A 25,925-nucleotide genomic window follows, 5' to 3' on the forward strand; every position below is an offset into this window, starting at 1 on the left:
CGGGCCGCCCGACACCGTTCCCGGCACGGTCCCGTGCCGATCGCACGGCCTCGTCGCAAGGACGCGTGAGCGAAGCGGTATCCGACAGGGACGACGATTTTTTTTCAAGCGCCGCGGTGCTCAGGGCGCCGGGAGGCTCAGGCGGTCGAGTTCCGCACGGATCTGCGCGGCCTCGGCCGGCGTACCGGCCAGCGCGATCGCCCGGCCCATCGCCTCGCGCGCCTCCGCGGATCGTCCGAGTTGCGCGAGGAGGGCGCCGCGCAGGCCATGGAAGTAGAAGTAGCCATCGAGCGGCCGCGCCAGGGGGTCCGCCAGGGCGAGGCCGGCCTCGGGTCCGGCGGCCCTCCCGACGGCCGCCGCCCGGTTCAGTCTCACGACCGGCGAGGGCTGCAGGCGTTCCAGCGCCTCGTAGAGGGCGGCGATCCCGGACCAGTCGGTCTCCTCGGGACGCCGCGCGCGGGCATGGAGGGCGGCGATCGCCGCCTGGATCTGGTAGGGTCCCGGGTTCCGATGCCGGATCGCCTTGTCGACGAGGGCCAGCCCTTCCGCGATCATCGGGACGCGCCAGAGGGCGCGATCCTGGTCGTCGAGGAGGACGATTCCCCCTTGCGCATCGAAGCGTGACGGCGTTCGGGCATGCTGGAGGAGCATCAGGGCGAGGAGCCCCATCACCTCCGGGTCGGTGCCGAACAGGCGCAGCAGCAGGCGGGCGAGACGGATGGCCTCATCGCAGAGCACCGCCCGCTCCGCGCCGCTGGCCGCCGAATAGCCGGCGTTGAAGACGAGGTAGAGCATCGCCGCGACCGCCGCGAGCCTCTCGACGCGCTCCGCGGCACCGGGAGCCTCGTAGGGCACGTCGCTGCGGGCGATGCGCGCCTTGGCCCGGGTGATGCGCTGCTCCATCGCGACCTCGCTGACGAGGAAGGCACGGGCGATCCGTGTGACGCTCAGGCCCGAGACGACCCGCAGGGCGATGGCGATCTGCTGCGTCGCCGACAGCTCGGGATGGCAGCAGATGAAGAGCAGGCGCAGGATATCGTCGCGGTAGGAGTCCGAATCGAGCGCCTCGACCAGGGGCACCTCGGCGTCATTGAGGTCCGACAGCGCGTCCTCCGGCGGCAAGGGCGCGAGCCGGGCAATCCGACGCTTGCCGTCGAGGCCGGCATTGCGGCCGACGAGGATCAGCCAGGCCGCGACGTCCCGCGGCGGCCCGGTGCGGGGCCAGGTCCGCAGGGCGCGAAGGGTCGCGTCCTGGACGGCTTCCTCGGCCGTGTCGAGGTCGCGGAAGACCCGCAGCAGGGCGGCCAGGACCCGCGGACGCGCGGCGGAGACGGACGCGGCGATCCAGGCCGCATCAGGGCCGGAGGCACTCATCCGCCCGTCCTCGCCGCGTCCCGCGGATCCGGATTGTACAGGAGGACGGGACGCAGTTCGTAGGCGCCACCCGGATTGGCGGCCGCGAGATCGCGGGCGACCGCCAGCGCCTCGTCGAGGTCCGCCACGTCGACGACGTAGAAGCCGAGCAGTTGTTCCTTGGTCTCCGCGAAGGGGCCGTCGATGACGAGGGGCGGGTCGCTCGCCTTGCGCAGGGTCGTGGCGGCGGTGGTCGGCAGGAGGCGCAGGGATGGCCCGAGCTTGCCCTGTTTCGCCAGTCGCTCGTGCACCGGCCCGAGCCGCGCCATGACGGCGGCGTCCTCGTCGGCGCTCCAGGCGCTGACGACGTCCTCGTCCTTGTAGCAGAGGATGGCATAGAGCATCGCGATTCCTTCTCCTCACAGGACGCACGCGGCGACCGTCAGCCGACAGCACCTGACAGAATTTTCGCGCCACCGTGAATGGTCTCGCGATCCGCGCTTCCTGCGCCGGGCCGGAGAACGACCGCGATGACGAGGCGCTCAGCCGGTCCGCTCGCCGGGGTCGAAAGGCTTGACCCCAGGCGGGACCCATGCCTTTTACCGGCGACGGCACCCCCGACTCCGTAGCTCAGCTGGATAGAGCAGCCGCCTTCTAAGCGGCAGGTCGTTGGTTCGAGCCCAACCGGGGTCGCCAGTCCCTATTCGATTAAATCAGAACCACACTGTTTCTGCCCAAGTCCTCCGACTTGGAAATTGGTCGGGCCGGAGTGTGGGACCGAAGCCGCCAGCATCTCGTATCGATCAGGCCGTCCTCCGCAGGCCGCTCCGGCCATACCGTCTTGCTGTGAAGCACGGCGGTTTCGAGGGTCAATCTGCCGAATACATCATCATTTGTTTGATTACGACTCCGTTACCGGCAGCCCGCGCAGCAGCGGCCTTCGTCAGCCGATGGGATGAGCAGTGCGGCAAGCCAGCCCGGACGCATCGTTCCTTCACGTCATTGCATCGCCGAAGCCCTGATGCCCGCGGCGCTCGTGCCGGCGTTCTCCGCTGGGCCGAGCGCGCCCTGCCGTCCGACCGGCCCGCGGGACAGCGCTCGACCATGCGCCGACGTTAACCTCAAACCCGCCCGGGGCCGATCACGACGCGTCTGCTGTTCTACGCGCGGAATCGATTGCCTTCACGATCGCCAGGATATCGCGTCAGAACCGCCAAGACCTGCGAGGCATGCGGATTTCTTGAGCATCAGGCTCAGCTTGCGGATCGCCGCGTCTCGCGCTGGGTGCCGAACCCGACAGATTACGCCTGCGACAGTGTCGCCGATCATGTGCCGCGCTTCGCTGATCCCAGAACTACTCTTCCGAGCTATCCTCGATCGCCACCTTGTAGTAACGTCTCATATAGACCGATCCAAACTCATAGCTGTGGTTGAAATTTAACAAATTTTATAAAACCAAAATCTTTGAGAGGCTGATCGATGATAAAATCTCATAAAAGATTTGCCGAAAAATCTGTTCCTATATTGATTGCGAAGCATATTTTTACAAACTGGCGGGTTGGGATGCGTTACGGGCGCGGCGACCACGCTCCGGAGTTGAGACCAAATCAAGCATTCGATCTCAGTCCGAGCGAATATCTGTCCAACATCCAGCGGGCATTCGAGTCCTATCTCCGCAACAGCGATATAAAACCGGAGACTATTCAGGGAGCCGACATTCTCGAAATTGGGCCTGGCGATAGTTTCGCGATGGCACTCAACTTCATCGCTCATGGCGCAAATCGTGTGGTTTGCCTCGATCGATTCAAGGGCATTCAGTCGAACGAGGCCGCGCGAGCCGTCTATCAAGAGATGCGCACCCGCCTTGACGGCGTCCAGAAGACGCGGTTCGACGCCGCTATCCGCCTCGACGAAGAAGTGGTGCTCAACTCGGACCGGATTACTTACATCAGCGACACCGGCATCGAGGACGGAGCGACGATCATAGCTGGAACGCGGTTCGATCTCATCGTGTCGATGGCTGTCCTAGAACATATCTATGACGGACATGCAGCCTTCGATGCGATGGACCGACTGCTGAAGCCTGGCGGCTTCATGGTTCATGGAGTCGACCTGCGCGATCACGGGATGTTCAGCCGAAAGGGACATCACGCCCTTACCTTCCTGACGATCAACGACTTCATCTACGGCATGATGTCATCGAACACCGGATTGCCCAACAGGATCTGGCTCTCGTTTTATCGGAGCAAACTGTCGGCGCTCACGTACGACTATCGGATTCTCACCGCCAGCGTCGTAGGGCGTGACGCACAGATCGATCCGCACAAGGAGCGCCTGGACTTCGGGACGGATTTCTCGCAGCACACCCTCGATATCATCGGCAAAATCCGCGGCCGGCTCAATCCCCGCTTCGAGGCGATGACGGACGAGGACCTGATGGTCACGACCTTCGTCGTCAGCGCACGGAAGACGTCAGAGGCAAGCGCCCACGCGGCCGTCCACGTCGCTTGAGGCCCTTCCCAGCAAGATCCGAAGCTGTGGCAAAGCAGTTTCCTGTCTAGCTGCCATCTTCGAGCTGATATCGTCGAACGGATTTCAGAAATAGAGCGCTTCCGGTGAACGGCTCGCGGCCCGTTCCCAGCGTGGAGGCTTCCTGCATTTGCACCTTGGCGCCCCGACCGGGGTCGCCATGCCACCGCGCCTGGCCGGGCGGTCAGGCGGCGGAGATCCGCAGCGCCTGGCGGGCGACGGTGATCGAGAGAGCGATGTTGAGCGCCGCGATGGCCAGCATCAGTTCGAGCAGCGAATCGAGTCCGAACCAGGCGCCGACATAGCCGCAGACCAGTGGAGTCGCCGCCTGTCCGAGCAGGGGCATCCGGGCGAGGCGACCCATCACGGCCGCGTAATCGTGCTGGCCGTAGAGCGCGAGGGGCAGGGTTCCGCGCACCACCGTGCGCATCCCGTTGCCGGCGCCGTAGAGCACGATCGCCAGCCAGGCAAAGCCGGGGGCGGTGGCGAGCAGCAGCAGACCCAGGCCGACGCTTCCGCTCGAGACGAGCAGCGCCCAGGCGGGGTGCGCCCGCCGGCCGAACAGGAGTTCGATGATGCGGGCGCCGACCTGCGACGGGCCGATCAGGGCGCTGAGGGCCACGGCCGCGCTCGCCGCGACGCCCTTGGCCTGGAGCAGCAGCAGCAATTGCACGGAGACGGCGGTCATGAGCACGGCTGCGCTCGTGAAGGTGACGGCGAGGATGCGTTCGCCGGGAAGCGGACCTCGTCCGGTCGGGACGTTCAAGGGGGCGGCCCCGGACGGCGCGGGCGGCACCGGCAGGGACCGGGCCCCGGCCGGGAGGGCGAATGCGAAGAGCGGGACCACGACGAGGACGGCCAGGGCCGCGTAGACGAGACAGGTGCCGCGCCAGCCGACCAGTCCCACGAGGCCGCTCGACGCCGGCCAGCACAGGGTGATGGCGAAGCCGGAGGCGATCGCGATCTGGGTCATCGCGCCCCGCGCCGAGGCGCCGTAGGCCTGCCCGATGGCGGCGAAGAGCGGATCGTAGAGGGCGCCGCCCATGCCCAGGCCGATGATCACCCAGGCGAGCAGGAAGACCGGCAGGTTCGGCGCCAGCGCCATCACCACCTGGCCGAGCGCGATGATCAGGGAGCCGGCGATGAGAACGGACCGGCCGCCATGGCTCCGGATCCTGCGCCCGACCCAGGGCGAGCACAGGCCCGAGACGAGGATCGCCAGCGACAGGGCCCCCACCACGACTCCCTGCGGCCAGCCGGTCGACTGGACGATCGGATCGGCCAGCACCGCCATCAGGAAGAACGAGCCGCCCCACAGGATGATCTGGGTGAAGCCGAGGGCGGCGTTGCCGGCGAGCGTCGGAGCACGGTGTTCGGTGGAAGGCGGCACGGTCGATGGCGTCACGCGCTGTCGCCGATCATGGGTCTGACCTCGGTGGTTTCGGACGGTGTCCCGTTCTATGAGCCTGGATGGCCGCCCCGCTCAAGGCATCGCGATGCGCGGCGGTGCTGCCCGGTGGACCTTGAGCCCGGCCGGTGACGGGCAGGCGTGATTGCGAGGCTCCCATGATTCCGCTCGTGCTCCTGCCCGGCCTCCTCAACGACGCGGACCTGTTTCGCGATCAGGTCGCGGCCCTGGCCGACATCGCGGCCTGCAGCGTCGCCGACCTGACCCGCGGGGAGACGCTCGACGCGCTGGCGGAGTCGGTTCTCGCCGAGGCGCCGGAGAGCTTTGCCCTGGCCGGCTTCTCGCTGGGCGGATACGTGGCGCAGGAAATCGTCCGGCGCGCGCCGGAGCGGGTCACGCGGCTTGCCCTGCTCGATACCTCGATCCGACCCGACGGGCAGGACTTGGCCGCCACGCGCCGCGCCCTCGACAAGGCCGTCCGCATTCCCGGCCGCTTTCACGGCTTCGGCGACCGGCTGCTGGCGACCTATCTCGACCCGGCGCATCTGGCCGATGCGGCGATCGTCGCCCGCATCCGGGGGATGACCGAGCGGCTCGGCATGGAGGTCTTCCTCCGCCAGAACGCCATCGTGCGGCGCGACGGAAGCGAGACCCTCCGCAGCCTGACCTGCCCGCTCCTCGTCCTGTGCGGCGCCAGCGATGCCGTGACGCCGCCCGCGATGCACCGGGAGATGGCCGTGCTCGCTCCGGGCGCCCGCCTCCTGATCGTGCCGGGCGCCGGACACATGAGCCCGATCGAACAGCCAGGGGCAGTCTCCGAAGCCCTGAGAGTGTGGCTCCGCGAACCGTGAGCGGTCCGGTGCTGCGCCGCCCGGTCCACATGCCGGGTTCGGACCGGTTCGCGACGGGTGGGGATGGATCTCGGTGTCCGAGGTCTCCGTATTTCGTTTCCGAAAACAACGCTGTACGCTCGAATAGGGTCTGGACGGCGCGGCGCCCCCGCCGAAGTGCCGATCGCGCAGGATTCCGGCAGGATCTGGCATGACGCGTCTGCCCGAACGAGGCGGCTTCGAGCGAAAGGCGACGGAGCGTGCCGAAGCCTCCGCGGTGGAGTCGCGCCGCCTCGCCATCGTCGCGGCGGTGCGCCAGCGCGGCTTCATGACGATCGAGGCGCTGGCGAGCCAGTTCGGCGTGACCGTCCAGACGATCCGGCGCGACCTCAACGAACTCAGCGCGGAAGGGCGCCTGGAGCGCTACCGCGGCGGCGGCGGCCTTCCGTCCAGCGTCGAGAACATCGACTATGCCGACCGTCGAGCCACGCTGCTGCCCGAGAAGACGCAGATCGGGCGCCTGGCCGCGAGCCGCATTCCCTCGCATTGCTCGGTCTTCCTCAACATCGGCACGACCACGGAGGCGGTGGCGCGCGAACTCGTGCACCACGACGACCTCAGCATCATCACCAACAACCTCAACGTCGCCATCGGCCTGGCGGCGACGACCGCCTTCCGCATCGTGGTTGCGGGCGGCACCATGCGCAATCGCGACGGCGCCGTGCTGGGCCAGCTCACCTGCGACACCCTCAGCCAGTTCCGGGTCGACGTCGCGGTCATCGGAATCAGCGGGATCGACGCCGACGGCGCGCTGCTCGATTACGATTACGAGGAGGTGCGCGCGACGCAGACCATCCTGCAGCACGCCCGCCGGACCTTCCTGGTGGCCGACCACACCAAATTCACCCGCCGCCCGATGGTCGAGGTGGGCCGTCTCGAGCAGATCGACACGGTCTTCACCGATCGGATGCCGCCGCCCGAGATCGTCGCCCTGATGGAACGCCACGGCGTTAGCCTCGCGGTGACGGATCAGGACAATCCGAAACGAACCTAAAAATTTTCGCTTGCGAACATTTTAACATGAGGCAATATTCTGCCTGACCGGCCCTCGGCCGGAGCGGGAGGCGAATCATGACGACAGTATCGACCCTGCGGGCGGTGGACGCCCCCTACGATCTGCTCGTCATCGGCGGCGGCATCAACGGCACGGGTATCGCCCGCGACGCGGCCGGGCGCGGCCTGTCGGTGCTGCTCTGCGAACGCGGGGACCTGGCGGAATTCACCTCGTCCTCCAGTACCAAGCTCATTCATGGCGGCCTGCGCTACCTGGAATACTACGAGTTCCGGCTCGTGCGGGAGGCCTTGGCCGAGCGGGAGCGCCTGCTGCGCCTGGCTCCGCACATCATCTGGCCGCTGCGCTTCGTGCTGCCCCATGACGAGGGCCTGCGGCCGGCCTGGATGCTTCGGATCGGCCTGTTCCTGTACGACCACCTGGCGCGCCTGCGCACGCTGCCGGGCTCGAAAATGGTTCGTTTGCGAACATCCCCGATGGGTGCCCCGCTGCAGGATCGTCTCGGCAAGGGCTTCGTCTATTCGGATTGCTGGGTCGAGGACAGCCGCCTCGTCGTCCTGAACGCCATGGACGCGCGGGCGCGCGGTGCCGAGATCCGAACGCGCACCGGCGTGGACACGGCACGCCGCATCGACGGGACCTGGACGGCGACGCTCCGCGACGGCGCGACGGGTCGGACCGAGACCGTTCGGGCGAGGGCGGTCGTGAACGCGGCCGGTCCCTGGGTCAGCGAGACCCTGGGAACGACGCTCGGCGTCAACAGCCGCGCGGCCGTGCGCCTGATCAAGGGCAGCCACATCGTCGTCCGCAAGCTCTACGAGGGCGACCAGGCCTACATCCTGCAGCAGCCCGACAAGCGCATCATCTTCGCGATCCCCTACGAGCACGATTTCACCCTGATCGGCACCACCGACGTGCCGTATGAGAACGAGCCCGGCCCGGTGACGATCTCCGAGGAGGAGACGCGCTACCTGTGCGACTGCATCAACCGCTCCTTCGCGAAGGCGATCGGGCCGAAGGATGTGGTCTGGAGCTACTCGGGCGTGCGACCGCTCTACGACGACGCGGCGGCCAATGCCTCGGCGGTCACGCGCGACTACGTGCTCGACCTCGACGATGCCGGCGGAGAGGCCCCGGCGCTCTCGGTCTTCGGCGGCAAGATCACGACCTACCGGCGTCTCGCCGAACACGCGATCGAGAAGATCGCGCCGCATTTCCCCGGGCTGAAAAGGGCCTGGACCGGCGATGCGGTCCTGCCGGGCGGTGCCATGCCGGATGCGGATTTCGAGACTTTCCTGGCGCAGTTCGCCCGGGAAGCCCCCTTCCTCCCCGCAGAGACCGCGCGACGGCTCGCTCGGGCCTACGGCACCGAGGCGCGGAGCATCGTCAGCGGTGCCCGCCGCCTCGCGGATCTCGGCGAAGCCTTCGACGGTGGACTGACGGCGGCCGAGGTCGATTATCTCGTTCGGGCCGAATGGGTGCGGACCGCCGAGGACATCCTGTGGCGCCGGTCCAAGCTCGGCCTGCGCACGGGTCCGGAGAGCGCCGCGCGCCTCGCCGCCTACGTGACCCGCAAGGCCGACGCCGCCTGAATCCAACGATCCCGAGACAGGCCGGAGCCGGCGCGAAGACCGGCCCGGAGACCTTCGAACCTTCCAAGGGAGGAAGCCAGCCATGACCCAGTTCGTCGGCGCCATCGACCAGGGCACCACCAGCAGCCGCTTCATCGTCTTCGATCGCGAAGGGCATATCATCTCCTGCAAGCAGCGGGAGCACGCGCAGGTCTATCCGCGACCCGGCCATGTCGAGCACGATCCGATGGAGATCTGGCGCAACACCCAGGCCGTCATGCAGGATGCCCTGGAGGCCGCCGGCCTGACCCCGAAGGATCTGCTCTCGATCGGCATCACCAACCAGCGCGAGACCACGCTGATCTGGGACCGGCGCACCGGCACCCCGCTCCACAATGCCCTCGTCTGGCAGGACACCCGCAACGACCGCCTCGTCACCGAATTCGCGCGGGACGGTGGACGCGACCGCTTCCGGGCGCTGACCGGCCTGCCGCTCGCGAGCTACTTCTCGGGTCTCAAGCTGCGCTGGCTCCTCGACCATGTGGAGGGCGCGCGGGAGAAGGCGGAAGCCGGCGACGTCCTGTTCGGCAACATCGATACCTGGCTGGTCTGGAATCTCACCGGCGGCCCGGACGGCGGGCTCCACCTCACCGACGTGACCAATGCGAGCCGCACGCAGCTCATGTCCCTCGAGACCCTGGCCTGGGACGACGGCATGCTCGCCACGTTCGGCATCCCGCGCGCGATGCTGCCGGAGATCTTCTCGTCCTCCCAGGTCTACGGTGAGACCCGCGTGCCCTTCGCCGGCGTGCCGATCGCCGGAATCCTCGGAGACCAGCAGGCGGCCCTGTTCGGACAGACCTGCTTCCAGCCCGGCGAAGCGAAGAACACCTACGGCACCGGCTGCTTCGCGCTGATGAACACCGGCGAGGCGCCCGTGCCCTCGACCTGCGGCCTCGTGACGACGCTGGCCTACAAGCTCGACGGACAGCCGGCGGTCTACGCCCTCGAAGGCTCGATCGCCATCACGGGCGCCCTGGTCCAGTGGCTGCGGGACAACCTGCACATGATCCAAGACAGCGCCGAGGTCGAGCGCCTCGCAACGACCGTGGAGGACAATGGCGGCGTCTACTTCGTGCCCGCCTTCTCGGGCCTCTACGCGCCCCATTGGAACGAGGGCGCCCGCGGCCTGATCATCGGCCTCACCCGCTACGCCAATCGCGGCCACATCGCCCGGGCCTGCCTGGAAGCGACGGCCTTCCAGACCCACGAGGTGCTGGAGGCGATGGAGAAGGATTCCGGCATCCCCGTGCGCGAGCTGCGCTCGGATGGCGGCATGGTCGCCAACGTGACCCTGATGCAGTTCCAGGCCGATATCCTGGACGTGCCGGTGGTGCGCCCGAAGGTGACCGAGACCACCGCGCTCGGGGCCGCCTACGCCGCCGGCCTCGCGACCGGCTACTGGAAGAGCACGGACGACCTCGTGCGCAACTGGGGCGTCGACCGCCGCTGGGAGCCGAACATGGATGCGACCCAGCGCCAGCGCATCACCGCGGCCTGGGGCCGGGCGGTCAAGCGCTCCTTCGACTGGGACATGCAGGACGACTGACGCCCGCGCGGGCATCGATCGATCCAGAAACGCGAAAAGACTGCGGAGGACATACCATGACGTCGCCGTTCCTGGGCGAGCTTCTGGGCACGATGGTGCTGATCATCCTCGGAAACGGCGTCGTCGCCGGGACATTGTTGCGCGGATCGAAGGCGGAGGGTGCGGGCTGGATCGCGATCACCGCCGGTTGGGCTTTCGCCGTGCTGGCCGGGATCTTCGTCGCGACCGCGGCGGGCAGCCCCGACGCGCACATCAACCCTGCGGTGACGATCGCGGCGGCGATCACCTCCGGCAGCATGGCCAAGCTCGTCGTCTACGTGCCGGCGCAGATGATCGGCGCCTTCCTGGGGGCGACCGTGGTCTGGCTGCACTACCTGCCGCACTGGGCGGTCACCGAGGACCAGGGGGCGAAGCGAGCCTGCTTCTGCACCGATCCGGCGATCCGGCAGTCCGGCGCGAACTGGCTGAGCGAGATCGTCGGCACGTTCCTGTTGATCCTCATCGTCAGCGCGCTGCTGTCGCGGACCGTGGGAGCGGCCGGCACCATCCCCACCGGACTCGCGCCCTACCTCGTCGGCATGGTGGTCTGGAGCATCGGGCTATCGCTCGGCGGCACCACGGGCTACGCGATCAATCCGGCCCGCGACCTCGGACCCCGCCTCGCCCACGCGGTCCTGCCCATCGCCGGCAAGGGCGATTCGGACTGGGGATACGCCCTGATCCCGGTCGCGGGTCCGGCCATCGGCGCGGTGCTCGCCGCACTCGCGATCCTGGCGATCGGCTTCTGAGGGCCGCGCCCGATCGCGCCCGAGGCCTGGACTTCCGGGCGCCGGCCCTACCTTGAGGGCGACGCGGCATCGCGGGCGTTCCCTGTCCGGGACCGGCGCGAGGAGCACCACGGCCGCCCATGGATCCGACTCGTCCCTCCGCTCAAACCATCGCGCTCGCCGGCATCGGAGGCGATCTCGGCGGCCGCATCGCGACGGCTCTGGTCGCGCAGGGCGCTGAGGTCCGGGCCCTGGTCCGTGCCGGCGCAGCGGGTCGGAGCCACCCGTCCGGCGTGATCCCGGTCGCCGTCGACTACGCAGATCCGGGCGCGCTCGGGCACGCATGCGAAGGGGCCGCCTGCGTGGTCTCGGCCCTGAACGGGTTGGAGCCGGTCATCCTGGAGGCGCAGGGCCGGCTGCTCGACGCGGCGGTCGCGGCCGGCGTCCCGCGCTTCATTCCGTCGGATTTCTCCCTCGACTTCACGCGCACGCGCCCGGGCGACAACCGAAACCTAGACCTGCGGCGAAGCTTCATGGCCCGGGTCGACCGGACGCCGATCCGCGCCACCTCGATCCTCAACGGCGCCTTCGCCGACCTGCTCACCGGGCAGGCGCCGATCGTCCTGCAGACGCCGCGGCGCATCCTCTACTGGGGCGATGCCGACCAGTCCCTCGACTTCACCGCCAAGGACGACGTCGCGCGATACACCGCGGCGGCCGCCCTCGATCCCGAGGCGCCGCGCATTCTGCGGATCGCCGGCGACTCCGTGACGCCGCGTGCCCTGGCGGCGATCATGACGGACCTGACCGGACGGCCCTACAGCCTGTGGCGCGCCGGGGGCCTCGGACGGCTCGGGCTGCTGATCCGGGTCGCACGTGCGGTGACGCCGGCGAGCGACGCCGTGTTTCCGGCCTGGCAGGGCATGCAGTACCTGCGCGACATGTCGAGCGGCCGGGGTCGACTCGCCCCCCTCGACAACGACCGCTACGGGCGCATGCCGTGGCGCGACGCCCGGTCGGTTCTCGCCTCCGCCACCTGAGCGCGAATCGCGTTCGGGCGATCAGGCGGAATTGCGCTGCCCGACCACGAGACGAAGCCCACCTCGCTCGGCGGGCGCCCCGGCCAGGATCGCCGCAGCCTTGCGCTCCAGCTCGCCGCCCTGGAACGGCTTCTGGACGATGCGCTCGGCGCCGACCTCGCCCGCTTGCATCAGCGCGGCGGTGTCGGCGTAGCCGGTGACGAACATCACCGGCAGGTGCGGCCAGCGCCGCCGGATCTCGCAGGCCACCTCGGCGCCGTTCATGCCCGGCATGGCGAAATCCAGGACGATCAGGTCGACGCAGGCATCTGCCTCCAGGGCGGTGAGGGCGGCGAGGCCGGAGCCCGCCTCGCGGATGCGGTAGCCGGTCTCGGACAGGATCGTCGTGGTGATCTCGCGTACCGCGCTGTCGTCGTCCACCACGAGGACCACGGGCCGGTCCCCCGCGTGCCGGAGGGCGGCGCAGTCGATCGCGGGCCGCGGAGCCTCGCGGGAGGGGGAGGCGAGCTCCGCCCGCGGCAGGTAGATCCGCACGGAGGTGCCTTCGCCGACCCTGGTGTCGATGCGGACGCCGCCGCCCGACTGCTTCACGAAGCCGTAGACCTGGGCCAGCCCGAGGCCGGAGCCCTTGTCGACGGCCTTGGTGGTGAAGAATGGCTCGAACACCCGGGTCAGCACCTCGGGCGCGATGCCGCTGCCGGTGTCGCTCACCGCCAGCATCACGTACTCGCCGGGCGCCGGCTCCTCCGGGCGGGCGGGCGCCTGGCTCAGGGCCACGTTGGCGGTCTCGATCGTGAGGCAGCCGCCCACCGCCATCGCATCGCGGGCATTGATCGCGAGATTCAGGATCACGAGCTCGATCTGGGTGGCGTCGACGAGGGCCGACCACAGGTCGGGCTGCAGCGTCATCTCGATGCGCACCGCGCCGCCGATCGAACTCTGGAGCAGGTCGCGCATGGAGGCGACGGTCTGGTTCAGCTCCACCGGCGTCGGTTCCAGGCGCTGCCGGCGGGAGAAGGCGAGGAGCTGGGCCGTGAGGCGGGCGCCCCGGTCGGCGGCCCCGCGCATCATCTGGAGGCGGCGCTTCGAGCGCTCGTCCGGGACGGCGCGCTCCAGGAACTCGATGTTGCCGGAGATCACCGTCAGCAGGTTGTTGAAATCATGGGCGACACCACTGGTGAGCTGGCCCACGGCCTCGAGGCGCTGGGCCTGGCGCAGGGCCTCCTCGACGCGCTCGCGCTCGGCGATCTGGCGGTGCAGTTCCGCATTGGCGGCGGCCAGGTCGCTCGTTCGCGCCTCGACCCGCGCCTCGAGGGTCGCGTTGAGGTCACGCAGGTCCTGGAGCGCATGCTCGCGCTCGGCATGGGCGCGCGCCTCGGCCAGCGCACGCATGATGGTCCGGGGCAGGCGATCGAGGCGCTGCTTGGTGACGTAGTCGGTGGCACCCCGCTTCAGGGCCTCGACCGCGACGTCCTCTCCGAGGGTGCCCGAGACGAAGACGAACGGGATGCCCGGGCATTGGGCACGGGCGATCGCCAGGGCGCTCAGGCCGTCGAAGGTCGGCAGCACGTAGTCGGCGAGGATGAGGTGATGCGCGCAGGAAGCGGCCGCGGCGGTGAAGTCCGGCGCGGTCATCACCCGGTCGATCGTATAGCGGTGCCCGAGGTCGTCGAGCACCGCGCCGAGGAGTTCCGTGTCGAGGTCGCTGTCTTCGAGGAGGAGGATCTTCAGCAGGGCGGAGCCGATTCCGTCCTGCAATCCCTGATCGGGCTCAGGCTGCGTCACGTGTTCGATGGCCAACCTCCTCCCCGATGCGGCGGCGGCTCGTTGAGCACCGCCCAGAACACGCCGAGATCCTGGATCGCCTCGAAGAATTCCGTGAACCCAACGGGCTTGACCACGAAAGCGTTCACACCGAGATCGTAGGAGCGCACGAGATCGGTCTCCTCCCGCGACGAGGTCAGCATCACCACGGGGATCGCCCGGGTGCGCAGGTTTCCCTTGACCTGAGCCAGCACCTCGAGGCCGTCCACCTTGGGCAGCTTGAGGTCGAGGAGCACGACCGCCGGATCGCGGGCGTCGCGGTCCTTGAAGAGGCCACGCCGATGCAGGAAATCCAGGGCCTCGGCGCCGTCGCGGCAGATCACGATCTCATTGGCGAGCTGGCTCTTCTCCAGGGCCGCGAGGGTGAGCTCGATGTCGTTCGGGTTGTCCTCGACGAGGAGGATGGGCTTCAGGTCCGGCATGGGTTCAGCGCGCGTCCCTTGGGTTTCGCGGCGACCGGGTCCGGGTCGCGGCATTCGGGTTGGGCACCGCCGTCGGGGTCGGCAGCGTGAAGTAGAAGGTCGCCCCGGCCCCGATCGCGCCCTCGGCCCAGGTCCGGCCGCCATGGCGCTCGACGATGCGGCGGACATTCGCAAGGCCGATGCCGGTGCCCTCGAACTCCTCGACCCGGTGCAGGCGCTGAAACACGCCGAACAGCTTGTCGACATAGGCCATGTCGAAGCCGACCCCGTTGTCGCGCACGAAGAACACGGCCTGCTCGGCCCCATCGCCGTCCGGGGCCTGGCCTGCGCTGCGCCCGTCGAGACGGCCGACCTCGATCACCGCTTCCGGGCGGTCGCGGCTGTACTTGACCGCGTTCGACAGCAGGTTCTCGATCACGAGCCGGAGCATCACCGGGTCGGCATTCACCCGCCCGAGCGACCCGACGGTCCAGCGGATCGTCCGCTCGGGCGGGACCTCCCGCATCACCGAGCGGCGGACCTCCTCCACCAGGGCGTTGAGGTCACCGGCGACGGGATTCAGGGCATTGCGGCCCATCTGCGAGAAGCGCAGCAGGTTGTCGACGAGCGTGCCCGCAGAAAAGGCCGCCTCGACGATCGTGTTGATGTAGTGCCGGCCCTTGTCGGAGAGGCGGCTGCCTTCGCGTGAGCGCAGCAGCTCCGCGTAGCCGACGATATGCCGGAAGGGCGCGCGAAGGTCGTGGCTCACCGAGTAGGAGAACGCCTCCAGCTCCTTGTTGGAGCGTTGGAGCTCCTCGCTCAGGGAGGCGAGCTCCTCGGCCCGCCGCAGCACGATGCCGAGCACGGAGGCGCGCAGATCCTTCACCGACTCGATCTCGGCGCGCGACCACGGCAGGGAGCGGTTCTGCAGCGTCTCCTTCCAGATCTCGAAGGATTGCCGGGGGTGCAGCCGCTCGGGGCCGCCGGCCGGATCGGGGGTCGCCGCCTTGGTCGGGTCGCCCCCCCACTTCACCGTGCGGACCACCTCGGGTCGGAACCAGAGCACGTAGCTGGCATATTTCTGCGAGATCGAGATCGCCAGGAGGCCGCTCGCCTGCTCGGCGAAGGCGCGGGCCGGCGGATAGACTTCGCTGAGCGCGTCGGTGGCGACGAGGTCGGCGCCGCCGGGCCCGGAGGAGAGCCACTGGTAGATCCCCCGCACCTCCACGTCCCGAGGGGTCGCGCCGAGGAGCCGGCAGGTGTCGGAGGTGATCACCGCCGCGCCGGAAGCGCCGGCGAGGGCCAGGACGTCGGCGGAATGCTTCAGCAGGCCGTCGAGGAAGTTCTCCTCCTCCGCCATGAAGCCGAGGAGCCGGGCCTGGATCGCCCCGAGGCGCAGGCGCTGCTCCGCCTCGGCGCCGCGTTCCTTGGCGGCGAGCTGGAGTGCGAAGATCCGGGTGAGGAAATCGCAGGCGTTGCGGGCCTGGAGCGGCACGCGGCGCGGCTCGGCGTTGTGGCAGGAGATCAGGCCCCACAGGGCGCCGTCGACGAGGATCGATACCGACATCGACGCCATCGTGCCCATGTTGCGCATGTACTCGACATGGACCGGCGAGACGCTGCGCAGGATCGACTGGCTGAGGTCGAGGGGCTCCGCGTCCTCGCCCGATTCCCGCAGGATCGGGACCGGCCGGTACCCGGCATCCGGGATGATCCGCAGGCGGTTGCGGCGATAGAGCTCGCGGGCCTGGGCCGGAATGTCGGTCGCGGGGAAGCGGAGGTCGAGGTAGGAGGGCAGGGCGCCGTTGCCGTCCTCGGCGATGACGGTGCCGTGCCAGTCCCGGTCGAAGCGGTAGACCAGGGTCCGGTCGAAGCCGGTGATGTGGCGGATGTCGACGGCCACGAGGTGGCACAGCTCGGCGACGGAAGCGGCTTCGTGCAGGCCCTCCACGAAGCGGCTCAGGCGCGGATAGAGTGCGTCGAGGCTATGGTTGGAGGCGAAGACGCTCGCCACCGCCTCGAATTCCAGGATCGTGAGAGCGCCCGAGCGATGGATCGCGAGGTCGTAGGCGAGGGGACCCTCCGGTGTGCTCAGCGACACCGTGCGCAGGTATTGCGCGCCGTCGCGCTCGGGCTCGGCCGAGTCTGCCGGGAAGAGGCCATCGAGTTCCGGAAACGCCACGTCGCAGCGTCGGCCGAGACAGGCCTCGATGCCGCCCGGCACGTTCGCGCTGGCCTGCACGATCCGGCCGTCCGGGTCCCGGAGCGCGAGGAGGAAGCCGTGCGGCTGAAGCGTTCCGAGGCGATGGATCGGCTCCCGGTCGCAGACGGTCAGCACTTCGGCGGGCGCCGAGCCCGTGTCCAACCCCCGCGAGTCCGCCTCCAAAACGTCTACTCCCCTGGCCGTCCCCGCTCCGCGCGTCACCGCGGGGTTGGTTACGCGGATCGGACGGAGGGCGCAACGCGATCCGGGGGGCGCAGTCCACAACAGACCGCGAGAACTCCCGCGCCGCGCCACGCGGGGCGCCGGCGCAATCTCCGGTCGACATCGCCGGCGTTCGCCCTAGCTTGCCGCACAGGCATGGTCCGGTCCGCCGAGGCTGGATCGGCGACAAGGGGGGACGACATGGCCGGGCGCGAGCGCATGGAACCCATTCCGCCGGAGCTGCTGAGCCCCTGGCGCACGGAGGCGCGGGCGAAGCTCCAGGCCGAGGCGCGGGAGTTCGCCCGGGACATCGTGATGCCGCTAGCGGACGAACTCGATCCGCAGAAGGCGGAGATGCCCCGGAGCCTCATCGACCAGATGGCCGCCAAGGGCTGGTTCGGCATCACCATCCCGGCCGAGCAGGGCGGCCTCGGCCTCGGCGTGTTCGAATATTGCCTCGTCTCGGAGGAGCTCGCCCGGGCCTGGCTCTCGGTGGGCAGCATCCTGGCGCGGGGCCAGGGTCTCGGCACCCAGACCCTCGACCCGGAGCGTCGGCAGGCACTGCTGGAGAGGTCAGCGAAGGGGCAATGGATCGGCGGCATCGCCCTCTCGGAGCCGACCGCCGGCTCCGACCTCGCAGGCGTGCAGACGCGGGCGGAGCGCGAGGGCGATACCTGGGTGCTGACCGGGACCAAGCGCTGGGCGGGCTTCGCCAAGGCCGCCGACTTCGTCGAGGTCCTGGCCCGGACCCGCGATCCCGAACCCGGCGAGCCGCGCTCGGCCGGGCTCGAACCCTTCCTCGTGGTCAAGGAACCGGGCACCTTTCCGCCCGGCATGACCGGCCGGGTGATCGACAAGATCGGCTATCACGGCTTCCTCACCTTCGAGCTCGACCTCGACGGGGTGCGGGTGCCGGAGAGCGATCGCCTGACCGGCCTCTACGGCGACCAGGGCGCCGACGCGGATTCCGGCGGCTTCGCCTCGGTCCAGCGCGGACTCAACATCGCGCGGGTCCACACGGCGGCCCGGGCGGTCGGGGTCGCCCGCGCGGCCCTCGAGGATTGCCAGGCCTACCTGCAGGAGCGCGAGCAGTTCGGCCATCCGATCGGCGACTTCCAGGCCCTGCGCTTCGCGCTCGCCGACATGGCGGCCGACGTCGCCCAGGCCCGCGCCTTCTGGAACCAGGTGGCGCACCTGCTCGACGCCGGCGAGCCGGCCGAGAGCGAATCGGCCATGGTCAAGCTCGTCGCCACCGAGATGGCGGTGCGGGTGACGAACCAGGCGATGCAGTTGCATGGCGGCAACGGCTACACCACCGAGCGGCGGGTGGAGCGCTACTGGCGCGACGCGCGCCTGACCACGATCTTCGAGGGGACGAGCGAGATCCAGCGCCGGATCATCAGCGACCGGATGTTGCCGAAGCCCTGACCTACGGAAACGGGCGTCAGCGCCCGCCCATCACCAGCCGCAGCTTGTCGGCGAGATCCTCGCGCCGGTAGGGCTTGCTGAGGAGCGGCAGATCGACGGGCACGCCCTGCTCGCCGAGGGCGGAACCGGTATAGCCCGAGGCGAGCAGCACCCGCAGCCCGGTGCGCAGGGCGCGGGCGTGGGTCGCGAGTTCGACTCCGTTCATACCCCCGGGCATGACCACGTCGGAGAACATGATGTCGATGCGCTCCGGTCCTTTGAGGCGTTCGAGCGCCTCGGCCGCGTGGGTGGCGGTCAAGGTGCGGTAGCCGAGCTCCGACAGGCTCTCGACGGCCATCTCCAGCACCGCCGCCTCGTCCTCGACGACGAGGACGACCTCGCCCTCCGCGGCCCGGCGCAAGGGGAGAAGCGCGTCCACCCGCGGCGCCTCGGCCGCCGGCTGGGACGAGCGCGGCAGGTCGATGGTGATCGTGGTGCCCTGACCCGGCACGCTCGCGACCCGGACCTGCCCCCCGCCCTGGCGGGCAAAGCCGTAGACCTGGCTCAGACCGAGGCCGGTGCCCTTGCCGACATCCTTGGTGGTGAAGAACGGCTCGAACGCCCGGGCCGCGGTGGCCGCATCCATGCCGAGGCCGGTATCGCTCACGGAGACCCGGACGTAGTCGCCGGGCGTCAGGTCCGGCCAGGCCGCGCGGCGCTCGGGGGTGACGGCGAGGTTCTCGGTCCGGATCGTCAGGGTGCCGCCGCCCGGCATGGCGTCGCGGGCATTGACCGCGAGGTTGAGGATGGCGCTCTCGAACTGACCGGGGTCGAGGCGCACGGGATCGAGGGCCGCGTCGAGGTCGAGGACGAGGCCGACCGTCTCGCCGACGGCCCGCTGCAGCAGTCCCTGGAAGTCCTTGAGCAGATGGTTGGGATTCACCGTCTCGGGCCGCAGCACCTGCCGGCGCGAGAACGACAGCAGCTTCTCGGTGACCTCGGCTCCGCGACGGGCCGCCGTCATCGCCGAGGTCGCCAGCCGCTCGACCCGCTGGGCGTTGTCGGGCCGGCGCACGATCATGTCGAGGTTGCCGACGATGACCGTGAGGAGGTTGTTGAAGTCGTGGGCGACGCCGCCGGTCAGTTGGCCGATCGCCTCCATCTTCTGCGCCTGGCTCAGGCGCTGCTCGGCCTCGCGCCGGTCGGTGATATCGATCACCACGCCCGCCATGGTGGCGGGCGTGCCGTCCGCGTCGCGGCGGAGCCGCCCGCGGACGTCGATCCAGCGCTCGGCGCCGTCGCCCGCCCGGGTGATGCGGCACTGGAAGCAGAGGGTGGTCTCCGCCTGCGCCCGCGTCAGCGCGGCCTCGGCGGCGCAACGGTCCTCGGCGGCGACGTGGGCGAGGAATTCGGCGAGGCCCCATCGCGGCAGCGGGCTGTCGTAGCCGAAGATCCGGTCGTGACGCGGGGTGCGCACCGACTCGCCCGTCCTCAGGTCGAGGGTCCAGTTGCCCATGTCGGCCGCCTCAAGGGCGACCGTGACGTTGTCGCGGGCGATCTCCAGCTCCGCGCGCTGGCGTTCGCTCTGGACAGCGGCGGCCTCGGCGGCGCCGTAGAGCACGTCGACCTCACGCAGGTAGACGGCCAGGACGACGATGCCGGCCGCGAGGGCTTCCAGCCGCCCGGCGAACCAGCCGACCGTGCCGCGTGCGGCCCCCGGCAGGGTGATGGCATTGTCGAAGATCAGGAGGAGCAGCGAGACCGCGAGCCAGAGCTGCAACACGCTGCGCAGGCGCGTGCGCCAGCACAGCGTGGCGAGGGCCGCAACCGTGAGGAGCACCACGGTCGGACCGACCCCGGAGGTGGTCAGCAGCCAGTAATCGTCGCCCTCCACGCTGCGCGGCAGGTACGCGACGTACACGGTGACGAGCCAGGTCAACGCGGCGACAGCGACGGTGACCGCCAGAGCCGTCAGGATTCCGACGCGGCCGACACGGGGATGCGGCACGAGACGGGGACGCCGGTCGCCTTCCATGATCGCGTAGGGCAGGGCGAAGAGCGGCGGCCCGATGTGCCACAGGGTCCAGAGCCAGGTGGTGGTGTCAGGCCCGGCGCCGACGAGGCGCCCCGGACCGAATATTCCGGGAAAGCTGAGGAGCTGTATCGCGACGATCTGGGTCGTGTAGAGGCTGCCGGCGGCCAGGACCAGGAGCGGAACCGAGCGCGTGCGCCGGTATTGCGCGAAGAACAGGTAGGTGGTGACGGCATAGACCGTGATCAGCGCGGCCTGATAACTCGGAACGAAGCCCGGCATCGCCCCGACCGGCTCGGCCACGATGGGCAGGAGCGCGAGCGTCAGCAGCCCGAAGGCGGCCGCGACGGCGACCGCGAATCGCCTCTGCGGCGCGGTGGTGCCGGCGTCCGCGAAGGTGGAAAGGCCTGGACCGCCAGCGAAATCCGGCACGATGAGGCTCCTGGCCGCGCGCCGTGGGCGGATCGCCCGGCCGACAGGACCGCCTCCGGTCTAGCATCATCCTTCCTGTCGCGACACGGTGCGCCCCGGTCCGGAGGGCATGGCGGCCGCGGAAAGCCGCGTTCCGTTGCCCCGGCGTGACAGGAGATCCTCCGCGCGAAAGCGGTGGCGTCGGCATTATCGCTCCGCCCGGTACACCATCGTACCGACGACCCCGGCCGAAGGCGCATCGAACCGGCGGACCGGTCACTGCCGCGATCGGCCCGGCCGGTCGGACCCGGCGGGTGCGGCGGCGCCCGGCGCACGCACGACGCGGGCGCAAACCAGGAACAGCGCCGCGACGCCGAGGGCGACGCTGGTCGGGGACACCGCCGCCGCGAGGCCGCCGGCGAGGGCCGAGCCGGCGACGTCGCCGAGGTTCATCGCCGCCATGTAGATCTGGAACTGCGTGGCGGAGGCGCGTCCCGCGCGGCTCGCCAGGAGCACGGTCGGCAGCAGGGCGACGTAGAGGAGGGCCGGTACGACGCTGGCCAGGCCGAGGATGAAGGGACCGGTCGCGGCCTCGAGCCCGGCGCCGATCAGCCCGGCCGCGGCCGCGAACGCCGCCGCGCAGGCGAGGAGGAGCGCGCGGAGGACCAGCCCCGGTCCGACGCGATCGACGGCGGTGCCGACGCCCGCCGCGCCGAGGGTTCCGGCGAGGAGCGCCAGCAGCGCCTGCAGCCGCGAGAGCGCGCCCGCATCCCAGCCATGGACCTGCACCAGCGCGACCCCGAAGGGCACCTGGAACAGCGCGAGGGCGAAGTCGACGGCGAAGCACAGCGCCAGCAGGATCGCCGCGTCCCGGCTCCGGAAGGCGGCGACGAGCCGGCGCACGAAGGACACCGTCTCGTCCGTCCGCGACGCCTCCGCGGCGCGCCCCGGACCGCGCCATTCCAGCGCGAAGACCCGGTCGTCGGGCGCCTCGCGCACGAGCAGAGCCGTGAGCGCCGGCGGCGTGGTCAGGCAGACGAGGGCGACGGCCGCCGCGAAGAAGCCGCCGGCGTCGAGGATCCAGGCGAAGATCGCGGTTCCGGCGGCGCTCCCGATGACGAAGCCTGCCCGCGTCCCGGCGCTGGTGCGGCCCAGCTCGCCGGGCGGGACGCTTCCCGCGATCATCCGGTCGGTGGCGGTGTCGGCGAGGGAGGCGGCCAGGCTGTGCAGCAGCAGCACGACGCTGACGGCCGTCAGGCCCGGGCTGGTCCCGAGGAGCAGCAGGCCGGCGAGGCTCACCTGGGCGCAGGCCAGGGCGAGGACGAGCCATCGGCGATACGGCCCCATGCGATAGGGCGTCTGGCGATCGATCAGCGGACCCCAGAGCAGCGGCTGCAGCACCCAGGGCAGGCCGACGATCGCGAGGTGGCGGCCGACCTCCGTCGCGGAAGCGCCGGCGGCGGCGAAGTGGTTGGCGAGCGCCGTGAGGGCGAAGCCGGCGACGATGCCCTGGTAAAGGTAGAGCAGCGTAAAGAGGATGAGCCGCCAGCGCGTATCCTGCAGGCTCGGCCGCCACGGGGTCATCGGCTCGATCCTCGTGTGCCCCTGACGCGTGTCGGTTCCCTTATCCGAAGCACCCGGCGCGCGTCACCTCGCCGGACCAGTACCCGCGAGGCGTCGGGCCGCTGGTCTCAGGCGGAGAGCCGGAAAGCGGGCTCCAGGAGGCCGCGCACGCCCACCGGCACCAGCAGGGTGCGCCCGTGCTCCGGATCGGCTTCGCGCTCCTCCGGCGTCATGCCCTCGTAGGCGCTGGTGACGAGGAGGTGGTCGAGGCCGGGGCCCGCGAAGGTCGGGCAGGACGGACGCGTCACGGGCAGGGGGACCGTCCGCAGGCGCCCACCCTCCGGGCTGTAGGCGTCGAGGCAGGACGCCCCCCAGCGGGCGCACCAGACCCGGCCCTCGGCGTCGACCGCCGCCCCGTCGAGGCCCCCCGCGCCGCCGCGATGGTCGTAGAGCGTCGCGGGCTCGCCCGCCGGCAGGCCCGTACGGGGATCGAGGGCGACGCGCTGGAGCAGGCCCGCGTCGGTGTCGGCGAAGTAGGCGGTCGCACCGTCGGGCGAGAAGCAGATGGCGTTGGGGATCGTGAGGCCCCCGTAGAGGCGGGTCACGCGCGTCCCGGCCACGTGGTAGATTGTGCCACGCCCCGGCTCGGCGGCGCGCCCCATGGTGCTGATCCAGAGGGCGCCGCAGGGATGGACCCGGCCGTCATTGGAACGGGTGCCGGCCTCCTCCGCCTCCAGCGGGCAGAAGAGGGTCAGCCCGCCGTCCTCAAGGGTGCGGAGATGGAGACCGTCCTCGGCCGCCAGGAGCTGGCGGCGCTCGTCGACGGCCGCCACCGCGCTCGCCATGACGGGCAGCGCGTAGGACCGGGCGGTTCCCCCGGCGAGGGGCGCCGCGAACAGGCGCCGCTCCAGGATGTCGACCCACCAGGCGGTGTCGGTGCGCGGATCGTAGCAGGGACCCTCGCCGAGATGGCAGCGGGGCGCATCCAGGATCGTGATGCCAACCATATCGGTTCCTCTGCGATGCGCGGCCCCGGGGCGCCGAGGCGTCGGCCGCTTCGCCGCCGTGGTACCCCGGCGGCGCCTGGTCGGCCACACGGCGCTTCCCCGCTCACGGCCCCGCCGGGGCCGCCCGGTCGCCACCGCGGGCTCCGGCGAGGACCGACGCGGTCCAGATCGCAAGCCCCCCGAGAGCCAGGGCAACGCCGACCCAGCCGGTCGCGGGCAGGCCGAACCCGGCCGTGAGGGCGAGGCCGGCGAGCCACGGCCCGAGGGCATTGGCGACGTTGAAGGCGGAGTGGTTGAGGGCGGCGGCCAGGGTCTGCGCATCCTCGGCGACATCCATCAGGCGGGTCTGCAGGATGGTGGCGAGGCCGCCCCCGCAGCCGATCAGGAAGACGACCGGTCCGAGGGTCCAGAGGCTCCCGGTGGCGAACGGATACAGGGCGAGCGCGCAGGCGCTCCAGACCAGGGTAGCCCCGGCCGCCGGCATCAGTGCACGGTCGGCGGCCCAGGCGCAGACGAGGTTGCCGACGGTGAGGCCGAGGCCGAACAGGGCGAGCACTGGCGGGATCGCGCCCGGCGACGCGTGCGTGACCTCCAGCATCGTCGAGGCGAGATAGGTGTAGACCGAGAACAGGCCGCCGAAGCCGATGGCGCCGGTGGCGAGCGTCAGCCAGACCTGGCCGCGCCGAAGGGCGCCGAGCTCCCGCAGGGCGCTGGCACCCCGTGCCGGCTCACCCAGCGGCGCGTGGATCCGCACCAGGATCGCGGTGCCCGTGGCGAGGAGGGCGACGAGACCGAAGCTCCAGCGCCAGCCGATGAGTTGGCCGATGCCGTTGGCCAGCGGCACGCCGACCACCGTCGCGACGGTCAGGCCCGCGATCACGCGCGAGACCGCCTGCGAGCGGCGCTCGCGCGGAACGAGGGATGCGGCGACCAGGGCCGCGACCCCGAAATAGGCCCCGTGCGGAAGACCGGCGAGGAAACGGAAGGCCAGCATCCAGGGGTAGCTCGGCGCCAGCGCCGAGAGTCCGTTGCCGAGGGCGAACAGCACCATCAGGGCGACGAGGAGGGTGCGCCGCGCGATCCGGGCCGCCAGCACCGCGATGATGGGTGCGCCCACCACCACCCCGAGGGCGTAGGCGCTGATGACGTGGCCCGCCGTGGCGGCATCGATCCCGAGATCGGGCGCGAAGGCCGGCAGCAGGCTCATCGCGGCGAACTCGGTGGTGCCGATGGCAAATCCCCCCGTGGCCAGCGCGACGAGGACGAGGGTCGGATTCGGCCCGGGCGCCGGCGTGACCGGTGCGCCCTCCGCGGCGCCCCCGGCATCGAGCGGAGCGGTCCCGGGGAGGTCGACCCTGGGGAGTTCCACGAGGCTCATCGGCCGGCCCCGGCGAAGGGCAATGCGTCGGCACCGGGCTGGGCGCTGCCCTGTGACAGGCCCCACTCGGGCCTCGGATAGGCGATCATGTCTCGTCGGATCCTTCGGGGGAGGCGGGTTCGAGGTCGGGCCGCGGTCAGTTCTTCGGCACCTTGTCCTTGCCCTTGCCCGGATTCGAGGTGTTGACGAGCTTGGGCGATGCCTGTGCCCGCAGGGTCTCGCGCTGGGCCTGGGTGTCGATCCGTCTGGTCCGCGTGAACGGCGCCAGCTTGACGGGTCCGCCCGTCTTCAGGGCCTCGACGATGCCCTCCAGAACCCGCACGTCCGCGTAGCCCTCCTCGCCGTCCGGCTCGGGATCCCGGCCGTTCAGGATACAGTCGGAGAAATACTTCAATTCCCCACCGAAATGGTCGGTGTTCTTGAAGCTCTCATGCGTCTTGCTTTCGCCGAGGGTGACGGTGTGCTCCAGCGGCTTGCCGTACATGTAGCCCGGATTCACCTCGACGCTGCCCTTCGTGCCCACAACCGCATAGGTGTCGAGGGTATTGCCGACGTAGGAGAGAACGAACTGCGCGAGGCGGTTGCCGGGGAAGCGCAGCGTCACCGCGACCGTGTCGTCGAAGTCGCCGAGGCCCGCCTCCGGGTGGCGCACACCGATGGCCGAGACCACCTCGGTCGGCTCTTCGCCGAAGACGTAGCGGGCGGCGTTGACCGGATAGGGACCCATGTCGAAGACCGGTCCGGCCTCGACGCCGCTCTTCGCGCGATGGTTCTCGGGCGAGACCATCTGGGTGAAGATCGAAGTGAAGGTCAGCAGGTCGCCGAGTTTCCCTGAGCGGATCAGGTCGATGGTCGCAAGGGTCGCGGGCTCGAAGTGCAGCCGGTAGGCGACCATCAGCTTCGCCCCGGACGCATTCGCGGCGTCGAGGATCTCGCGGCACCGAGCCGTGGTGACCTCCAGGGGCTTCTCGATCAGCACGTGAATGCCCGCCTTCAGGGCGGGGATCGCGAACTCCGCGTGGCGCCAGTTCGGCGTGGCGAGGTAGATCGCGTCGATCGTGCCCGAGGCCAGGAGGTCGCCGAACTGCTCGTAGGTGTAGGACCGGGCGACGCCGTACTGCTCGCCGACGCCGCGCGCCTTCTCGGAATCGCCGGTGACGAAGGCGACCACCTCGGAATTGCCGGTCTGCGCCACCCCCGGCAGCATGGCCTCCTGGGTGATGTCGCCGAGGGCCACGAAGGCGTAGCGGACCTTCCTGCCGGAGGTCAGGCCGAGGGCGGATGCGAGGCTCATGGGG

The 25,925-nt window shown here is 70.1% G+C and carries 19 protein-coding genes and 1 tRNA gene; 9 read left to right on the top strand and 11 right to left on the bottom strand.

Annotated features, from left to right (window positions below; all coding sequences use genetic code 11):
- Nucleotides 1–120 precede the first annotated feature (120 nt).
- Nucleotides 121–1,374: an RNA polymerase sigma factor gene (locus AC0IWM_RS12375; protein ID WP_471755349.1), complete on the bottom strand. Its 1,254-nt coding sequence runs from the start codon at nucleotides 1,372–1,374 to the stop codon at nucleotides 121–123.
- The gene (locus tag AC0IWM_RS12380; RefSeq protein WP_471755351.1) at nucleotides 1,371–1,757 is read right to left on the bottom strand and encodes a YciI family protein; all 387 of its coding nucleotides are present in this window, start codon (nucleotides 1,755–1,757) and stop codon (nucleotides 1,371–1,373) included. Before AC0IWM_RS12380 ends, AC0IWM_RS12375 begins: the two co-directional genes overlap by 4 nt.
- Nucleotides 1,758–1,972: 215 nt before the next feature.
- Here AC0IWM_RS12380 and AC0IWM_RS12385 point away from each other — a divergent pair.
- Together AC0IWM_RS12385 and AC0IWM_RS12390 are read left to right on the top strand one after the other, a co-directional pair.
- A tRNA-Arg gene (locus AC0IWM_RS12385) sits at nucleotides 1,973–2,049 on the top strand.
- A gap of 867 nt (nucleotides 2,050–2,916) precedes the next feature.
- On the top strand, nucleotides 2,917–3,864 hold the full coding sequence (locus AC0IWM_RS12390; protein WP_471755353.1) for a class I SAM-dependent methyltransferase: 948 nt from the start codon (nucleotides 2,917–2,919) through the stop codon (nucleotides 3,862–3,864).
- 202 nt (nucleotides 3,865–4,066) lie between these two features.
- On the opposite strand, the gene AC0IWM_RS12395 is transcribed toward AC0IWM_RS12390, so the two are convergent.
- Complete coding sequence (locus tag AC0IWM_RS12395; RefSeq protein WP_471755355.1) at nucleotides 4,067–5,287, bottom strand: MFS transporter; 1,221 nt, start codon at nucleotides 5,285–5,287, stop codon at nucleotides 4,067–4,069.
- Between the two features lie 161 nt (nucleotides 5,288–5,448).
- Between AC0IWM_RS12395 and AC0IWM_RS12400 the strand changes: the two genes are divergently transcribed.
- The 6 genes from AC0IWM_RS12400 to AC0IWM_RS12425 all read left to right on the top strand — a co-directional run bounded on the left by AC0IWM_RS12400 (nucleotide 5,449) and on the right by AC0IWM_RS12425 (nucleotide 12,179).
- Complete coding sequence (locus AC0IWM_RS12400) at nucleotides 5,449–6,141, top strand: alpha/beta fold hydrolase (protein ID WP_471755357.1); 693 nt, start codon at nucleotides 5,449–5,451, stop codon at nucleotides 6,139–6,141.
- 190 nt (nucleotides 6,142–6,331) lie between these two features.
- A complete protein-coding gene (locus AC0IWM_RS12405) occupies nucleotides 6,332–7,174 on the top strand; it encodes a DeoR/GlpR family DNA-binding transcription regulator (RefSeq protein WP_056473617.1) in 843 nt (280 codons plus the stop codon).
- 77 nt (nucleotides 7,175–7,251) lie between these two features.
- Complete coding sequence (gene glpD, locus AC0IWM_RS12410) at nucleotides 7,252–8,784, top strand: glycerol-3-phosphate dehydrogenase (RefSeq protein WP_471755359.1); 1,533 nt, start codon at nucleotides 7,252–7,254, stop codon at nucleotides 8,782–8,784.
- Between the two features lie 82 nt (nucleotides 8,785–8,866).
- The gene (glpK, locus tag AC0IWM_RS12415; protein WP_471755361.1) at nucleotides 8,867–10,372 is read left to right on the top strand and encodes a glycerol kinase GlpK; all 1,506 of its coding nucleotides are present in this window, start codon (nucleotides 8,867–8,869) and stop codon (nucleotides 10,370–10,372) included.
- Between the two features lie 56 nt (nucleotides 10,373–10,428).
- Entirely contained in the window at nucleotides 10,429–11,160 is a 732-nt protein-coding gene (locus AC0IWM_RS12420) for an MIP/aquaporin family protein (protein WP_471755363.1), read from the top strand.
- A 119-nt stretch (nucleotides 11,161–11,279) separates the two neighbouring features.
- Entirely contained in the window at nucleotides 11,280–12,179 is a 900-nt protein-coding gene (locus AC0IWM_RS12425; protein WP_471755365.1) for an NmrA family NAD(P)-binding protein, read from the top strand.
- Between the two features lie 21 nt (nucleotides 12,180–12,200).
- Here the strand turns inward: AC0IWM_RS12425 and AC0IWM_RS12430 are convergent, their stop codons facing one another.
- The 3 genes from AC0IWM_RS12430 to AC0IWM_RS12440 are packed head-to-tail and all read right to left on the bottom strand — an operon-like array spanning nucleotide 12,201 to nucleotide 16,769.
- On the bottom strand, nucleotides 12,201–13,979 hold the full coding sequence (locus AC0IWM_RS12430) for a response regulator (protein ID WP_471755367.1): 1,779 nt from the start codon (nucleotides 13,977–13,979) through the stop codon (nucleotides 12,201–12,203).
- Nucleotides 13,961–14,425 carry a response regulator gene (locus tag AC0IWM_RS12435; RefSeq protein ID WP_056473629.1) on the bottom strand — a complete coding sequence of 155 codons (465 nt, stop codon included), beginning with the start codon at nucleotides 14,423–14,425 and terminating at the stop codon, nucleotides 13,961–13,963. The genes AC0IWM_RS12430 and AC0IWM_RS12435 overlap by 19 nt, the downstream gene beginning before the upstream one ends.
- A gap of 4 nt (nucleotides 14,426–14,429) precedes the next feature.
- The gene (locus AC0IWM_RS12440) at nucleotides 14,430–16,769 is read right to left on the bottom strand and encodes an ATP-binding protein (protein ID WP_471755369.1); all 2,340 of its coding nucleotides are present in this window, start codon (nucleotides 16,767–16,769) and stop codon (nucleotides 14,430–14,432) included.
- Nucleotides 16,770–17,048: 279 nt separating this feature from the next.
- Here AC0IWM_RS12440 and AC0IWM_RS12445 point away from each other — a divergent pair, with 279 nt between their 5' ends.
- The gene (locus tag AC0IWM_RS12445; RefSeq protein ID WP_471755371.1) at nucleotides 17,049–18,257 is read left to right on the top strand and encodes an acyl-CoA dehydrogenase family protein; all 1,209 of its coding nucleotides are present in this window, start codon (nucleotides 17,049–17,051) and stop codon (nucleotides 18,255–18,257) included.
- A gap of 16 nt (nucleotides 18,258–18,273) precedes the next feature.
- Here the strand turns inward: AC0IWM_RS12445 and AC0IWM_RS12450 are convergent, their stop codons facing one another.
- The 5 genes from AC0IWM_RS12450 to AC0IWM_RS12470 all read right to left on the bottom strand — a co-directional run bounded on the left by AC0IWM_RS12450 (nucleotide 18,274) and on the right by AC0IWM_RS12470 (nucleotide 25,921).
- Entirely contained in the window at nucleotides 18,274–20,700 is a 2,427-nt protein-coding gene (locus AC0IWM_RS12450; protein ID WP_471755373.1) for an MASE4 domain-containing protein, read from the bottom strand.
- A 255-nt stretch (nucleotides 20,701–20,955) separates the two neighbouring features.
- On the bottom strand, nucleotides 20,956–22,263 hold the full coding sequence (locus AC0IWM_RS12455; protein ID WP_471755375.1) for an MFS transporter: 1,308 nt from the start codon (nucleotides 22,261–22,263) through the stop codon (nucleotides 20,956–20,958).
- A gap of 107 nt (nucleotides 22,264–22,370) precedes the next feature.
- Complete coding sequence (locus tag AC0IWM_RS12460) at nucleotides 22,371–23,249, bottom strand: SMP-30/gluconolactonase/LRE family protein (RefSeq protein WP_471755377.1); 879 nt, start codon at nucleotides 23,247–23,249, stop codon at nucleotides 22,371–22,373.
- Between the two features lie 103 nt (nucleotides 23,250–23,352).
- On the bottom strand, nucleotides 23,353–24,627 hold the full coding sequence (locus AC0IWM_RS12465) for an MFS transporter (RefSeq protein ID WP_471755379.1): 1,275 nt from the start codon (nucleotides 24,625–24,627) through the stop codon (nucleotides 23,353–23,355).
- A 136-nt stretch (nucleotides 24,628–24,763) separates the two neighbouring features.
- Nucleotides 24,764–25,921 carry a Gfo/Idh/MocA family protein gene (locus AC0IWM_RS12470; RefSeq protein ID WP_471755381.1) on the bottom strand — a complete coding sequence of 386 codons (1,158 nt, stop codon included), beginning with the start codon at nucleotides 25,919–25,921 and terminating at the stop codon, nucleotides 24,764–24,766.
- Nucleotides 25,922–25,925 lie beyond the last annotated feature (4 nt).

It is taken from the genome of Methylobacterium sp. AC433 (assembly GCF_979253015.1).

Bases quoted from the DNA above. Each gene is read 5' to 3' on its own strand.
- AC0IWM_RS12375 (WP_471755349.1), bottom strand. From the start codon at position 1,374: ATGAGTGCCTCCGGCCCTGATGCGGCCTGGATCGCCGCGTCCGTCTCC.
- AC0IWM_RS12470 (WP_471755381.1), bottom strand. From the start codon at position 25,921: ATGAGCCTCGCATCCGCCCTCGGCCTGACCTCCGGCAGGAAGGTCCGC.
- AC0IWM_RS12465 (WP_471755379.1), bottom strand. From the start codon at position 24,627: ATGAGCCTCGTGGAACTCCCCAGGGTCGACCTCCCCGGGACCGCTCCG.
- AC0IWM_RS12380 (WP_471755351.1), bottom strand. From the start codon at position 1,757: ATGCTCTATGCCATCCTCTGCTACAAGGACGAGGACGTCGTCAGCGCC.
- glpD (WP_471755359.1), top strand. From the start codon at position 7,252: ATGACGACAGTATCGACCCTGCGGGCGGTGGACGCCCCCTACGATCTG.
- AC0IWM_RS12420 (WP_471755363.1), top strand. From the start codon at position 10,429: ATGACGTCGCCGTTCCTGGGCGAGCTTCTGGGCACGATGGTGCTGATC.
- AC0IWM_RS12460 (WP_471755377.1), bottom strand. From the start codon at position 23,249: ATGGTTGGCATCACGATCCTGGATGCGCCCCGCTGCCATCTCGGCGAG.
- AC0IWM_RS12455 (WP_471755375.1), bottom strand. From the start codon at position 22,263: ATGACCCCGTGGCGGCCGAGCCTGCAGGATACGCGCTGGCGGCTCATC.
- glpK (WP_471755361.1), top strand. From the start codon at position 8,867: ATGACCCAGTTCGTCGGCGCCATCGACCAGGGCACCACCAGCAGCCGC.
- AC0IWM_RS12425 (WP_471755365.1), top strand. From the start codon at position 11,280: ATGGATCCGACTCGTCCCTCCGCTCAAACCATCGCGCTCGCCGGCATC.
- AC0IWM_RS12445 (WP_471755371.1), top strand. From the start codon at position 17,049: ATGGAACCCATTCCGCCGGAGCTGCTGAGCCCCTGGCGCACGGAGGCG.
- AC0IWM_RS12390 (WP_471755353.1), top strand. From the start codon at position 2,917: ATGCGTTACGGGCGCGGCGACCACGCTCCGGAGTTGAGACCAAATCAA.
- AC0IWM_RS12405 (WP_056473617.1), top strand. From the start codon at position 6,332: ATGACGCGTCTGCCCGAACGAGGCGGCTTCGAGCGAAAGGCGACGGAG.
- AC0IWM_RS12435 (WP_056473629.1), bottom strand. From the start codon at position 14,425: ATGCCGGACCTGAAGCCCATCCTCCTCGTCGAGGACAACCCGAACGAC.
- AC0IWM_RS12400 (WP_471755357.1), top strand. From the start codon at position 5,449: ATGATTCCGCTCGTGCTCCTGCCCGGCCTCCTCAACGACGCGGACCTG.